The 14,176-nt window shown below is 33.3% G+C and carries 12 protein-coding genes; 7 read left to right on the top strand and 5 right to left on the bottom strand.

All coding sequences use genetic code 11. The annotated features are described in order from the left end of the window. Position 1: 1 nt before the first annotated feature. On the bottom strand, positions 2–577 hold the full coding sequence (locus tag HNP35_RS07995; protein ID WP_184160141.1) for a Crp/Fnr family transcriptional regulator: 576 nt from the start codon (positions 575–577) through the stop codon (positions 2–4). 4 nt (positions 578–581) lie between these two features. Beyond that, complete coding sequence (locus tag HNP35_RS07990) at positions 582–1,535, bottom strand: glycoside hydrolase family 43 protein (RefSeq protein ID WP_184160139.1); 954 nt, start codon at positions 1,533–1,535, stop codon at positions 582–584. A 159-nt stretch (positions 1,536–1,694) separates the two neighbouring features. Here HNP35_RS07990 and HNP35_RS07985 point away from each other — a divergent pair, with 159 nt between their 5' ends. Then, on the top strand, positions 1,695–3,107 hold the full coding sequence (locus HNP35_RS07985; RefSeq protein WP_184160137.1) for a PLP-dependent aminotransferase family protein: 1,413 nt from the start codon (positions 1,695–1,697) through the stop codon (positions 3,105–3,107). Positions 3,108–3,246: 139 nt separating this feature from the next. Here the strand turns inward: HNP35_RS07985 and HNP35_RS07980 are convergent, their stop codons facing one another. Then, entirely contained in the window at positions 3,247–3,510 is a 264-nt protein-coding gene (locus tag HNP35_RS07980) for a DUF2024 family protein (protein ID WP_184160135.1), read from the bottom strand. A gap of 161 nt (positions 3,511–3,671) precedes the next feature. On the opposite strand from HNP35_RS07980, the gene HNP35_RS07975 reads away from it, so the two are divergent. Then, positions 3,672–4,403: a YggS family pyridoxal phosphate-dependent enzyme gene (locus HNP35_RS07975; protein WP_184160134.1), complete on the top strand. Its 732-nt coding sequence runs from the start codon at positions 3,672–3,674 to the stop codon at positions 4,401–4,403. A 29-nt stretch (positions 4,404–4,432) separates the two neighbouring features. After that, positions 4,433–5,158 (top strand): AAA family ATPase, encoded by a 726-nt coding sequence (locus HNP35_RS07970; RefSeq protein WP_184160132.1) that lies wholly within the window; start codon positions 4,433–4,435, stop codon positions 5,156–5,158. 238 nt (positions 5,159–5,396) lie between these two features. On the opposite strand, the gene HNP35_RS07965 is transcribed toward HNP35_RS07970, so the two are convergent. Beyond that, positions 5,397–6,842 (bottom strand): glycosyltransferase, encoded by a 1,446-nt coding sequence (locus HNP35_RS07965; protein ID WP_184160129.1) that lies wholly within the window; start codon positions 6,840–6,842, stop codon positions 5,397–5,399. Between the two features lie 524 nt (positions 6,843–7,366). Between HNP35_RS07965 and HNP35_RS23875 the strand changes: the two genes are divergently transcribed. Genes HNP35_RS23875 through HNP35_RS07955 form a run of 3 tightly spaced genes read left to right on the top strand, consistent with a single transcriptional unit; the run spans position 7,367 to position 11,847 of the window. Continuing rightward, the gene (locus tag HNP35_RS23875; RefSeq protein ID WP_260402240.1) at positions 7,367–7,492 is read left to right on the top strand and encodes a hypothetical protein; all 126 of its coding nucleotides are present in this window, start codon (positions 7,367–7,369) and stop codon (positions 7,490–7,492) included. Positions 7,493–7,495: 3 nt separating this feature from the next. Further along, a complete protein-coding gene (locus HNP35_RS07960) occupies positions 7,496–7,816 on the top strand; it encodes a response regulator (protein WP_246453394.1) in 321 nt (106 codons plus the stop codon). An 11-nt stretch (positions 7,817–7,827) separates the two neighbouring features. Further along, complete coding sequence (locus HNP35_RS07955; protein ID WP_184160127.1) at positions 7,828–11,847, top strand: PAS domain S-box protein; 4,020 nt, start codon at positions 7,828–7,830, stop codon at positions 11,845–11,847. 98 nt (positions 11,848–11,945) lie between these two features. On the opposite strand, the gene HNP35_RS07950 is transcribed toward HNP35_RS07955, so the two are convergent. Beyond that, positions 11,946–12,359, bottom strand: a complete 414-nt coding sequence (locus HNP35_RS07950) for a lipocalin family protein (RefSeq protein WP_184160126.1) — start codon at positions 12,357–12,359, stop codon at positions 11,946–11,948. A 396-nt stretch (positions 12,360–12,755) separates the two neighbouring features. On the opposite strand from HNP35_RS07950, the gene HNP35_RS07945 reads away from it, so the two are divergent. Beyond that, the gene (locus tag HNP35_RS07945; RefSeq protein WP_184160124.1) at positions 12,756–14,108 is read left to right on the top strand and encodes a GH1 family beta-glucosidase; all 1,353 of its coding nucleotides are present in this window, start codon (positions 12,756–12,758) and stop codon (positions 14,106–14,108) included. The last annotated feature ends 68 nt before the right edge of the window (positions 14,109–14,176 follow it).

The following is a 14,176-nucleotide window of genomic DNA, read 5'->3' as shown; positions in this document are numbered from 1 at the left end:
ATCATTTCTGTACAATTCTTTTTCTAATTCTACTCAACGATTCTGGCGTAACATTCAGATAGCTCGAAATATGAACCAGCGGTATTCGATTTAAAAAATTAGAATGCAATTTCATGAATTTTAGATAACGTTCTTCGGGATTGTAATTGTTTAGTAAAGCAATATAACGTTCTGCTTTTCTAAAATCCGACATCATAATTAAAGCCGTTAATTGTTCTAAAATCGGGCTTTTTAACTGCATCTCTAATTCTTTTTCACGAGTGCCGCTTACTAAAATGGTATCTTCCAGACATTGAATAGAAAATTCAGAAGGTTTTCCGTCTAAATAACTTGAATAAATTACCATTGGCATTTCTTCGATAAAAAATCCAGACGTTTTCTCGGTTTCGTCAACAATTTTAAATTGCCTCAAACAACCTTTTAAAACCAAATAACATTTATCACTGATTTGGCCTTCTACAACAACCAATTCTCCTTTTTTAAAGGTTTCGATTGTCGTATTTTCTATAATCAAATCAATATCTGCAGCTTTAAATCTGTTGAATTGTTCTAAAAATTTTCGAAGCAGATCGTTCATAAAATCACTTTAATGGATTTGCTTTTACGCCTTCATTTGTCAACACAACAGGTTTAATCAAACCATTTTCATCAAAAAACATTTCTTCTATGCAAGTTTCTCTAGAATGCATTATCGTTTCTGTCAAAGGTCTTCTGTGGTACACAATATAATATTGCTCTTTATTTGGCACTTTTATAATAGAATGATGTCCTGCAGCGCGTGCAATCTTAGGATCAGATTCTAGCACTTTCCCGATTCTTTTAAAAGGTCCCATTGGCGAATCTGCAATTCCGTATGCTACACAATAATCTGGTCCGCCCCAATCGCCTTCAGACCACATAAAATAATATTTATTGTTTTTAATGAACATGAAAGGCCCTTCGGTATAGTTGTCTGGCGTCATTTCTTTGAAAATCGTTTTATCTTCAAAAGGAATAAATCCTGTAAAATCTGGTTTCAACTTGGCAATATTGCAGTGTCTCCAACCACCATAAATTAAATAATGCTGACCATCTTTATCTTTAAAAACAAATTGATCAATGGGTTGCGCTCCATTAATGATTTTACCAACAAGAGGTTTTCCTAAATAATCTTTATACGGTCCTTCTGGTTTTGAAGCTACAGCCACTCCAATTCCGCCAGTTTCGCCTTCGTGAATATCATTCGCACCAAAAAACAGAAAATATTTATTCTTATTTTTAATAATCGATGGCGCCCACATGGCCCGTTTTGCCCATTTTACGGCAGTTGTATCTAAAATTCTAGAATGTTTTGTCCAGTGCACCAAATCTGGCGAAGAAAAAGCATCGAAGAAAACTTGCTCATCAAACGGTGCTGAATAAGTTGGATACACCCAATATGTTTTATCAAAAATAATTCCTTCGGGATCTGCATACCAGCCTTTAAAAATCGGATTATTTTGTGCAAAAGTGTGCAGCGAAGTAATCATCAGAAAACCGAAGAAAATCTTTTTCATAGTTTATTTTTTTATTTTAAAAGTAATAAAACATTTCAATGTATTGAATTTGAGTTTCAAACTTTTCTTAAAATGTATTTTCAATCTATTTTTCATTTTATAATTATCGTATTTTTGGACTAGCAAATTCATTCTATTTACAAATAAAAAACAGTCCAGATGCTTCGCCCTTGGCCATTAGAAATTCTGCTTGATAAAAAATCAGACAAAGCAATTTATCTGCAAATTGCCGACGCTGTAATTGATGCTATAAAAACAGGAAAATTAGTGAGTGGCAATGCACTTCCAGGAAGCAGACAATTGGCACAATTATTAAAAGTGAACCGCAATACAGTTGTAGAAGCTTTGGATGTCTTGACCGCAGAAGGATGGCTTGAAACTTTTGATCGAAAAGGAACTTTTGTAACAAACGCGCTTCCTAAAATCGATCATTCGTTAGAAAATAAAAAAGAGGCAAAAACTATAATTGAAGAGCAGAAAAGCTATTTAGTTTTTGATGACGGACTTCCCGATAGCCGACTGGCGCCAATGAACGATTTGGCAAGAGCGTATCGCGAATTGTTTAGTCGAAAATCGCGTTGGCAGATTATGGGCTACAGCAGCGAATTGGGAAATTTGGAATTTAGAAAATCTATTACTCAAATGCTCAATTTCAAACGTGGTATGAGCATTTCGCATGAACAGATTTGCATTACGCGAGGAAGTCAAATGGCGATGTATTTGGCTTCGCATTGTATTCTTGAATCTGGAGATTTTGTTTTGGTCGAAAATCCTGGCTATAAACCTGCTTGGGAAACTTTCGAAAATTCTGGAGCGAATTTACTCCCAATCGATGTTGAATCTGACGGATTAAATGTGGATCAAGTCGAAGAATATCTTCAAAAGCATCAAAATATAAAAGCCATTTATGTTACACCTCATCATCAATTTCCAACGACGGTAACATTGTCTTTAAAAAAGAGATTGAAATTAATCGAACTTTCAAATCAATATAATTTTACGATTATAGAAGATGATTACGATAATGAGTTTCATTTTGGCCAACGCCCTATTCTTCCTATTTCAAGTTATTCGGCGCTAAAGAATTATATTTATATTGGCTCTTTTAGTAAAATTGTGGCGCCCGCACTTCGCATTGGTTATTTGGCCAGTTCTAATGAGAATATTCAGAAAATTGGAAAACATCGAAAAATAATTGATGTTCAAGGCGATAACATTATGGAAGAAGCGATTTTAAACCTCATCAACGATGGAAAAATAAAGCGCCATCTTAAAAAAGCTAATCTGATTTATAAAAATAAAAGAGATTATTTTGAAAGTATTCTAAATCAGTATTTAAAGGAAAAAATCATCTTCACAAAACCCGAAGGCGGACTTGCTTTTTGGATTGTACCAAAATCTGAAATAAATGTTTTGGATGTTTTTGAAAAACTAAATTCGCAAGGTATTCAAATTATGAGTCCAGATCGATTTAGTTTTAATAAAACAATTAAAGGTTTTCGTTTAGGTTACGCTTCACTTTCTGAAAAACAGATCGAAGAAGGGATTAAAGCGCTTGCTAAACTTTTATAGAAAGATTTTTGCATCTAAATTTAGACACAGATTTTACGGATTTGCTATCGCAAAGACACGGAAAAAAACTGATTTTTTAAAATCTGTGTTCATCAGCGTTTTCGCGATAGCGAATCTGTTTTATCTGCGTTCAATTAATTTAATTACAGTTTTCCATTTCAATAATAGAAAAACCATTTGCCCGAACTTGATTTTCAACTTCAATTGGCGCTTTATCAATGTGACAGAAACGGCATTCTTTAGAAGATAAAGCTTGTCCTTCCTGATTGACACTTTTCAGGTATAATTTACCATATTCATAAACTTGTTCTGCATCATTCACATTTTCATCTACCAAAATATCAAAGTGCATAATTTTTCCGTCTTTGCGGGTTACATAAGTATCCCAAACTGCTATTTTCATTTTTTCTTTTTTAAGGTTCTAAGCTGCTAAGCAACTAAGGTTCTGAGGTTTTTACTTTGCAAATTTATATTGGTTTTTAAAATGCAAAATCATCCAGTTTTTTCATTTTTTGAAATATACTGGTCCAGTATGATCTCTTCGTTTAGATTTAATTTTGCGATATGAAAAACGATATTATTTTTAATCTAATAAAAGTGCATCAGCGTATTGAAGACGCTTGCAAAACGGCTGGGAGAAATCCTAAAGAAGTGCAACTTTTATTGGCAACTAAAACCGTTCCTGCAGAAAATATACGCATTGCAATTGAAGCCGGAGAAACTTTAATGGGCGAAAATAAAATGCAGGAATTACGAGATAAGGATAATGAATTGAAACATCTTCCTGTAGAACGCCATTTTATTGGACATCTTCAGACCAATAAAGTGAAAGATGTTTTAAAATATGTGACTTGTATTCAATCTTTAGATCGATTAAGTCTGGCTGATGAATTGCACAAACAGCTTCAAAATCAAAATAGAAAATTAGACGTTTTTATTCAAGTGAATACATCGTACGAAGAAAGCAAATTCGGATTGGCGCCTGAAGAAGTTTTATCATTCATTAAAAAAATAAAAACTTACGATACTTTGCAGATTAAAGGTTTAATGACAATCGGACTTTTAGATGTTGAAAAAGAAAAAATGATTCCGTCGCTAAGGCTTTTGAAAACAATTCGAGATGAAATTTATAATGAAAAAATCGAAGGTTTGTCTGATTTAAAACTTTCTATGGGAATGTCTCAAGATTTGGAACTTGCTATTGCTGAAGGTTCTAATATAGTAAGAATTGGCACATCGATCTTTGGAAATCGTTTTTTAGGAAAAGAAATCTGGAACGAAAACATTGCAGAATAAAACTTAATTTTGCACCAAATAAAATGCAGATGAACTTGAATGAACTTACTGTAATTGATACTGAAAAAATAGCTTTAGACGATTTGTTTTTTAGCGAAGAAAACAAAACTGCTTTACTTCAGATTATTAAAGAACATCAATATATTGAAGAGTTAAAAAAGTACAATCTAAAAGTAGACAACAAAATTTTATTGCACGGAAGTTCTGGTTGCGGTAAAACGACTACAGCAAAGGCGATTGCTCATACTCTGAACAAAAAAATAATTATCATTAACCTCAGCACTGTTATTGATTCTCGAATTGGTGAAACTTCTAAAAATTTAAAAGCCATTTTTGATAAAGCGATTCGCGAAAGATCTGTTTTATTTTTAGATGAATTTGATCAGATTGGAAAAAGCCGCGACAGCGACGATAAAGATGTTGGCGAAATGAGACGTTTGGTGAATACAATTATCCAACTTTTTGATTATTTCCCTTCAGATAGCTTATTGATTTGCGCTACAAATCATTACGAAATTATCGACAGCGCTTTACTGAGAAGATTTCAGCTCCGTTTGAAATATGAAATGCCTTCTGAAAGTCTATTGGATATTTATTACGATAAAATTTTAAGCCAATTTCCAGAACAATTTCAAAACATTGAAAGACGTTATGCGATTTCCTACGCCGAAGCTTTAGATTATATTCACACATCAATGAAAAAGCAAATTATCGATTCAATAGAAAATATTCCGTTAGGAATATCTGATCGGTAGAATAAATTTTGCGTCTAGGTTAGCACATTCCGTAGGAACGTTTGATTAGAGAAATTGATAAATTAATATGCATAAATATCAAGTGTCCCTACAGGACACATGCCAATCGGTATCATTTTTTTTACCGACGAGATATTCCTATGGAATATTTTAAATGTTATAAATCAAAAAAACCGTTGCAAATGCAACGGTTTTTTCTTTACGGAGTTTTATATAATAGAATGAATAGTGTACAAATTTACAATCCTCTTGTCAACCATCCTTTTTTGCTAGCGGTTGCAATTGCATAAGGCGCAATCCAGAACAAACTGAAAGTGTAGAAAACACTATAAGAGTAAGCCCAGAAAGACTCAGACAAGTTGTATCTTTTTGCATAAAAGATCATAGAAAAACTTGAGAAAATTAAAATCCCTAAAAATGTTGAACTTAAAAACAATATTGGGTGAACTGCAATAAAATAAAACATAAATAAGATAAATGGATATGTCATTGCGATTTTAAAGAACTGGTTTAAGAATAACATTCTTGCACCAAATTTTGACTCTTTTCTAAAATCTGTGAAAACATATTTCGCCATCATCAAGTTCTCACGAACATTACTTCTCGCCCATCTGATGAACATTTTGTATAAACCTTTATATTCTTCAGGAACATTTGTTAATACAACTGCATTTCTTTGGAATCTAACTTCAAAACCTTGTTTTAAAATCATATTGGTCAAAGCACGATCTTCTCCAATGTCAGATGGCTGCCCCATAAAAGTTTGGTTGATCCATTCTGGAAGACAGTTGAATACAGCATCTCTTTTGTAAGCTGCCAAAGCTCCAGGCGTACATAATACAGAACCTAACTGACTTTCTACAGAACGTTGAAATTCGAAACTCATTACAAAACTTACATTCAGCATTTTTGGCAAAATAGCCGATTTGTTGTTTAAAACTTGAACGTTTCCTGCAACTGCACCACATTTTTCGTTTACTACAAACGGACTAACTAAGTTTCTTAAAGTATCTTTTTTCACAATAGAATCACTATCTACGGTTACAAAGATCTCACCAGTTCCCAGTTTAAATCCTCTATACAAAGCTTGACGTTTTCCTTGATTTTTTGGCTGTTGGAAAATCGTAACTCTATCTCCCAATTTTGCTTTTGCTTCTTGCATCCAGTACCAAGTATCATCTTTACTTCCATCATCAATAGCTAAAAGCTGTAATTTTTCTGCTGGATAATTGCTGTCTGCAAGGCTTAATAAAGTATCCCAAACTAGTTTTCCTTCATTATAAGCTGGAACGATAATCGTACAAGTTGGCAATAAATCGTCTGAAACCGATTCAACTGGTTTATATTTTAAGTATAAATAAGAACTGTACAAGAAAACTCCTGTCTGATAAAAAAACAAAAGTGTAGTGATGATTAAAAATGGTAATCCCCAAGTTGATGCTATTCTTTCAAAGTGAAATTGCTCAAAATCATCTTGAAGTAAAAATACCGAACAAACACCACCTATCATTAATAAAAATGTAGCAACAATAACTGCTAATCCTATCGAACTTTTTGGTCTTTCTACGTGTATTTTTTGTGTTTTTTCTTTAGTGCCGAAAAAAGTGCTATTTAGTGCTTGTTCACTAATTACCGAACTACTGTTCGTGTAAAATTGTTTTGAGATAATTGTTTCGCTTTCCATGCTTATACTCCTTTTTAATTTCTTATAATTTGGCTTTTAGTAAAATCTTCTTTCTTAATATTTAATTTGAAACTCGTATGGGGGAGAAAAAATTAAAAAACAGATTTATCAAAGATTTTGACATAAACACAATTTACAAGCGTCGTGCCAATACGGTTCTAAGCTGTTCTAAAGGCTTTTAGAAAAAAGAGCATAAAAAATAGTGTATAATTATTTCACACTTTATGGATACGGTATACACAAAAACTAAAAAAATTAAGATTGTAAAGCGTGATTTTTAAAGGGATTTTCGGCATTACATTTTGCGGAAAAATAAAAATCAGAAGAATTATGAAGAAGAAAATCTTTCGTAATTTTTAATAACGCTAAACTTTAAATTAAATTGTTTGAAAATGCAAAAAACGCTTTTACCGTATTTTTTTTCATATTATTCAAAAAACATCTTTATAAAAAAGAGGAAATCTTGCATAAAAAAGTTAAATTTATCAAAGTATAATTAATAGTAAATTTTAGGAGACTAAAAAATGGTTTTAAAGCACTACAAACTTTTATTAGCGGATGACGACGAAGATGATTGCGATTTCTTTAAAGAAGCGCTAGACGAAACGGCAATCAAAGCAGAACTTTTTATGGTGCACGATGGAGTATAATTGATGAATTATCTAGAAAATAGCGATTTAGAGATTTTTCCCGATGTCATTTTTCTTGATTTGAATATGCCTCGTAAAAATGGTATAGAATGTTTAATCGAAATTAAAGAAAATGAAAAGCTGAAACATCTTCCTGTCATTATTTTTTCTACCTCTCTTGATAGCGAAATTGTAAACAATCTCTATCAAAAAGGCGCTTCTTATTACATTCGCAAACCTGGAGAATTTTCTAAACTCAAAACCGTTATTGAAAAAGCATTAACAATAGCATCTGAAAATAATTTCAAACAGCCCGAAAGAGCCAATTTTATCCTGCAACCCTAAATCTTCTTTGGATGAACCGCAATAAAAAGGAACATTATTTTCTGTCCGAAGGAGGAGAAATGGGCAGTTTAATTCGTTCCGCAGACTGGAGCAAAAGCCCATTGGGCGATCCTGAAAAATGGCCTCAAAGCCTGAAAACTATGACGGCTATGATGCTCGCAAACCCTTTTGGGATGTATATTGCTTGGGGAAAAAGTTATACGCAATTGTACAACGACGCTTTTCGTCCAATTTTAGGAGCTACAAAACATCCAGAAGCTCTCGGTGGAAGTTCTCAGAAAACATTTGGTGAAATTTGGGATCAGATTGGCCCAATGTTCGCCGACGTAATGAAAGGAAAATCAGTTAGTTTTCCTGATTTTAAAGTGCCGCTTCATCGCAATGGTTACACGGAAGATTGTTATTTCGATTTTTCATACAGTCCGATAAAAATTGAGGATGGCTCGGTTGGCGGTATTTTAGTAACCGTAATTGAAACCACAGAAAAGAAAATTGTTGCCGATGCCTTGCAAGAAAGCAATGCAAGATTTGTCAATAATATTATGCAAGCTCCCGTAGCGATGTGTATTTTTAGAGGCGAAAATCATATTGTAGAAATCGCCAACGAACAAATGATGCAGCTTTGGGAAACAAAAGCAGAAAACATCATCAATCAGCCAATATTTAAGGTTTTGCCAGAACTTAAAAAACAAGGTCTTGGCGAAATTCTTCAGAATATTTATACCGACGGAAAAAAAATTACGACAGACGAGACGTTTGTTCAATTGAACCGAAACGGAAAAACTGAAAACACTTACATCAATTTTGTTTACGAAGCCTTAAGAGAATCTGACGGAACTATTTCTGGCGTTGCTGCGATTGCTACTGAAGTTACGGCACAAGTTTTGGCACGCTCAAAAGTTGAAGAAAGTGAGCAAAAAATAAGACAATTGGTAGAAAACGCTCCTTTTCCAATCGCAGTTTATGTGGGAAAAGAAATGCGTATTGAACTCGCCAATGAATCTATAATCAAGGTTTGGGGAAAAGGTCCAGATGTAATCGGAAAAACCTACACAGAAATTCTTCCCGAACTAAAAGATGAACCGATTTTTAAACAAGTTGAAACGGTTTATAAAACAGGACAATCTTTTCATTCTAAAAATACTAGAATTGATATTCTTGTCGACAATGTATTAAAGACCTCCTATTTCAATTATAGTTTTACACCTCTTTACGATACAAATGGTAAGATTTACGCTGTAATGAATACCGCAGTAGAAATAACCGATTTATTTTTAGCCAAACAGAAAATTGAAGAAAGCGACAAACGTTTCCGAGATACCGTTCGCCAAGCACCAGTAGGAATTACAATTCTTCGTGGTTCTGATTATGTTGTGGAAATGGCAAATGAAGCTTATCTTAAAATTGTCGATCGTGAAGAAAAAACTTTTGTCGGAAGACCTTTGTATGATTCACTTCCAGAAGTAAAAGAAACTGTCAGTGGATTACTTGATGGCGTTCTAACTACCGGAATTCCGTTTCATGGAATTGAAGTTCCCGTTCCATTAAATCGATATGGAAAAATAGAAACTTCTTATTTTGACTTTCTATATCATCCTTTAAAAGAAGAAAATGGAACCATTTCTGGTATTTTGGTAACTGTTACAGAAGTTAGCGAAAAAGTAGAAGCTCGTAAAAAAATCGAACTTAACGAAGATCGTCTTAAAATTGTAGTCGAAGCCAGTGAATTAGGAACTTGGGAACTGAATGTAAAAACTAGAGCTCCAATATATTCGCAAAGATATCTTGAAATTGTTGGTGGCTACACAGAAAATATTATGTTAACGCATGAAGATTTATTAGGACATCTTCATCCTGATGACATGCATATTCGCAATAAAGCTTTTAAAGATGCTATAAAATCTGGTTTTCTAAACTATGAAGCACGAGTAATCTGGAAAGATAAATCGATTCATTGGGTTGAAGGAAAAGGCAAAGTTTTTTATGATGAAAATAACGAACCAGAAAAACTTATTGGAACGGTTAGAGATATCACAAAAGAAAAAAGATACCAACAAAATATTGAGGAAAGTGAGAAAAAATTGCGAAACCTCATCATGCAATCTCCTGTTCCTAAAGTTATTTTAAGAGGAGATGATTTTGTTATTGAAATGGCCAATTATGTTCTTTTAGATAATATCTGGAAAAAACAGCGAACAGATGTTGAAGGAAAAAATCTTTTAAAAATCTTTCCAGAACTTAAAAAACAGAAATACGGCAAATTACTAGAAAAAGTATACGAATCTGGCGAAGTTTATGCAGAGTCCGAGTCTTTACTTTTGATTGAAAATGAAAACGGCAATGATCAATTTTATGTTGATTTTGAATTTGCTCCACTCCGCGAAAGCGATAATTCTATTTCAGGAATCAGAATGACGCTTATTGACGTTACGGAAAAAGTTGAAGCCAGAAAAAAAATCGAAGAAAGCGAAACACGTTTTCGTACCTTGACAGAAAGTATTCCGCAATTAATCTGGGAAACTGATGCTGAAGGAAATTCTTTATTTACATCGAGAAAATGGTTTGAATATACTGGAATTGAGCCCGGACTTGAAGGTTCTTGGCAAGCCATGATACATCCTGACGATTTTGATGAAAATGTAAAAGTTTGGCAGCATGCACTGGCAACTGGAGAAATTTACAGATGCGATGTAAGAATGCACCGAGCAGACGGCTCATATAGATGGCATGCCGTTATTGGCGAACCTGTTTATGGACCTGATAATAAAATTATAAAATGGGTTGGTGCTTTTTCTGATATTCATACCGAAAAGGCTTTTACGCATGAACTAGAACAGCAAGTTACGGCAAGAACTAGAGAATTAATCCAGATGAACGAATCCCTTCGAAAAAGTGAAGAACGTTATCATTTGATGGTTGAAGAAGTTCAGGAATATGCCATTTTATACCTGAATGCACACGGAATTATTGAAAATTGGAACGTAGGTGCTGAAAAAATAAAAGGCTATAATGCAGATGAAATTGTCGGTAAATATTTTGCAATTTTTTATACTGAAGAAGACAAAAGAAATAAACTTCCAGAGAAACTCTTACAACTTGCTATAGAAAATGGAAAAGTGGTTCATGAGGGCTGGCGAGTACGAAAAGACGGAAGTAAATTTTGGGCTAGTGTTGTCATTACTGCCGTACACAACAAGCAAGATGAAATTATCGGTTTCTCAAAAGTGACGCATGATTTAACTGAAAGAAAAAAAGCGGATGACACACTAAAAATGAATGCGCAAGAATTGGAGCAGAAAAACAACGAACTGGAAGAAATGAATAAAGAACTGCAGTCGTTTGCTTATATTTCTAGTCATGACTTGCAAGAACCGCTTAGAAAAATACAGACTTTTGCTTCTCAAATTATTGATAAAGAATCAGAAAGTTTGTCTGAAAATGCAAAAGATAAATTTAAAAGAATGCAGAATGCGGCTCAGCGAATGCAAACTTTAATTAATGATCTTTTAGCTTATTCGAGAACAAATAGCCAAGAACGTATTTTTGTAAAAACGGATCTTTCGCAAATCATAAACGAAGTTCAAGATGATTTGTCTGAAGAATTAGAGCAAAAAAATGCTGTTATTGAGATAGAAAAAACTTCTACCGTCGATATTATCCCGTTTCAATTCAAACAGTTATTATATAATTTAATTAGTAATTCACTAAAATTTTCTAATCTTGAGATTCCAATTGTAATTAAAATTAAAAGTGAAATAGGTTTGGCTGAAGAATTCGATAACGAAAAACTTATTCCGAATAAAAAATACTGTCATATTCAGGTTTCAGATAACGGAATTGGTTTTGAACCTCAATACAATAAAAAAATATTTGAAGTTTTCCAGCGTTTACACGGAAGAGATCGCTACAACGGAACAGGAATCGGACTAGCAATTGTAAAAAAGATTGTAGAAAACCACAACGGAATTATAGCCGCTTCGGGAATTCTAAATGAAGGTGCTACTTTTGACATTTATATTCCTGTGAGTTAAACTTCGCTTTTTAAAACTAAAAAAAACGGAAACTGCATTAGAGCTGTTTCCGTTTTTCCATTTCAAAGCACATTGAAATTATCTCAAAACAATTTTTCTTATCGACTGTAAACTGTAATCATACCAGTTGTTTTGTCTTTTAATTTTAATTCTTTGTTTGTTAGATTCATAATATCGCTAGTTGTAGTAACTCCGCCAATAGTAAGAGTTAAATCATTATGAGATCTCACGTAAGTTCCTGTAGTTTCAACTAAAGCACAGTTGCTACCATTATAATCTCCGTAAACTGCTGCATTACTTAATCTAAGATCTAAGTAATCTGTAGAACAGCCGGCTTGATTTGCAGCTGCATCGACTAATACTTCTTGTCCTCCAACAATTGATCCTGTTTGTCTAAGGTTATATTTACCTTGTAACGGAATAATTGTTTCCCCTTCATTATCATCACTGCTGCAAGATGTTGCAAAAAAACCGATGCTTAATAGTCCTAATAATATTGCTTTATTTTTCATGGTAGATTTTTTGTTTGATTTTATATTAATTTTAATACTGCTAAATTAAATGTATAATCTTACAATAAATTCCATGATTTTAGGATTATTTTACATAAATCGCATTTTAACTTTATTTTAATGATTTTTTGTCAATAAAAATCAAACTACACTAATTATGTTAAAAAGAATCTCAAAAACAGGCAATCCGCTCGCATTTTTATATTTAATCATTTGATAATAATCACTTTACAATAATTTCACATTAGTTTTATTAATTTGATTAAAAACTAATCGTTATGAAATTATTCAACCTAAATTTTCTAGTATCATTCAAAGAGTGGCTTTTTTTAAGAGCAATGCAATCTTCTTTCCTACACTAATAACTCGTTTAAAATAAAGGAAGGTACAGATTGAATGAATAAAATTGAAAGCTCATTTTTGAACAAAAACCAATTTGGTGAAGATTTCTTGTGGGGTGTCTCAACCGCCGCTTTCCAAATTGAAGGTGCACATGATTCTGACGGAAAAGGTTCTTCTATTTGGGATGTTTTTACTTCTCAAAAAGGGAAAATAAAAAACGGTCATCATGCCTTGACTGCCTGCGATTTCTACAATAATTATCAGGACGATATCAATCTAATAAACGAATTAAACATTCCGAATTTTAGATTCTCTATCAGCTGGCCTCGAATTATGCCAACTGGAATTCATCCTATAAATCAGGCAGGAATAGATTACTACAACAAAATTATAGATTCGCTACTCGCATCTGGAATCGAACCTTGGATTACTTTATATCATTGGGATCTCCCACACGCTCTCGAAGTCAAAGGAGGTTGGACCAATCGTGAATCAGTTTCTTGGTTTTCAGACTATGTAGAGGTTTGCGTGCAATATTTTGGTGATCGTGTAAAAAACTGGATGGTAATTAACGAACCTTCTGTTTTTACAGGTGCTGGTTATTTCTTAGGAATTCATGCGCCAGGCCGAAGAGGAATCACTAATTATTTAAAAGCCATGCACCACGTAACTCTTGCAACTGCTGCTGGAGCCAAAATAATTCGGGAACGCATTCCTAATGCCAACATCGGAACTACATTTTCATGCACACATATTGAACCCGCAACAGAAAGTTCGAAAGATATTGAAGCCGCAAAACGTGTTGATACACTTTTAAACAGAACTTTTATCGAACCTATTTTAGGATTGGGTTATCCGCAGAAAGATCTTCCGGTTCTAAAAAAACTCAATAACTACATTGCGCCAGACGATTTGAATAATCTGGCTTTCGATTTCGACTTTATAGGTCTGCAATGTTACACTAGAGAAGTTGTAAAATCGTCAATTCTTACGCCTTATATTGGAGCCGAATTAGTTAGTGCAGAAAAACGAAACGTAATCTCAACCGAAATGGGCTGGGAAGTTTATCCGCCAGCGATGTATCATGTGCTGAAAAAGTTTAATGAATACAAAGGCATTAAAAAGATTATTATTACCGAAAATGGCGCAGCTTTTCCAGATGAAGTGAAAAATGGAAAAGTTCATGATATTAAACGAACTCACTTTATTCAAGATAACTTGGAACAGATTTTAAAAGCCAAAAATGATGGGGTAAATGTCGATGGTTATTTTGTTTGGAGTTTGACTGATAATTTTGAATGGGCTGAAGGTTATAACGCCAGATTCGGCTTAATTCACGTGGATTTTGAAACACAAAAAAGAACCATTAAAAATTCTGGATTATGGTTTAAAGATTTTCTTTCTTAAAACTATATTTAAAAATATAAAAAGGCTTTCATAATTCAATTGTGAAAGCCTTTTTTACTTGAAATACC

Origin of the sequence: Flavobacterium notoginsengisoli (assembly GCF_014207905.1) — a bacterium.
Taxonomy (GTDB): Bacteria; Bacteroidota; Bacteroidia; order Flavobacteriales; family Flavobacteriaceae; genus Flavobacterium; species Flavobacterium notoginsengisoli_A.
This window is presented reverse-complemented; position numbering and strand designations above follow the sequence as displayed.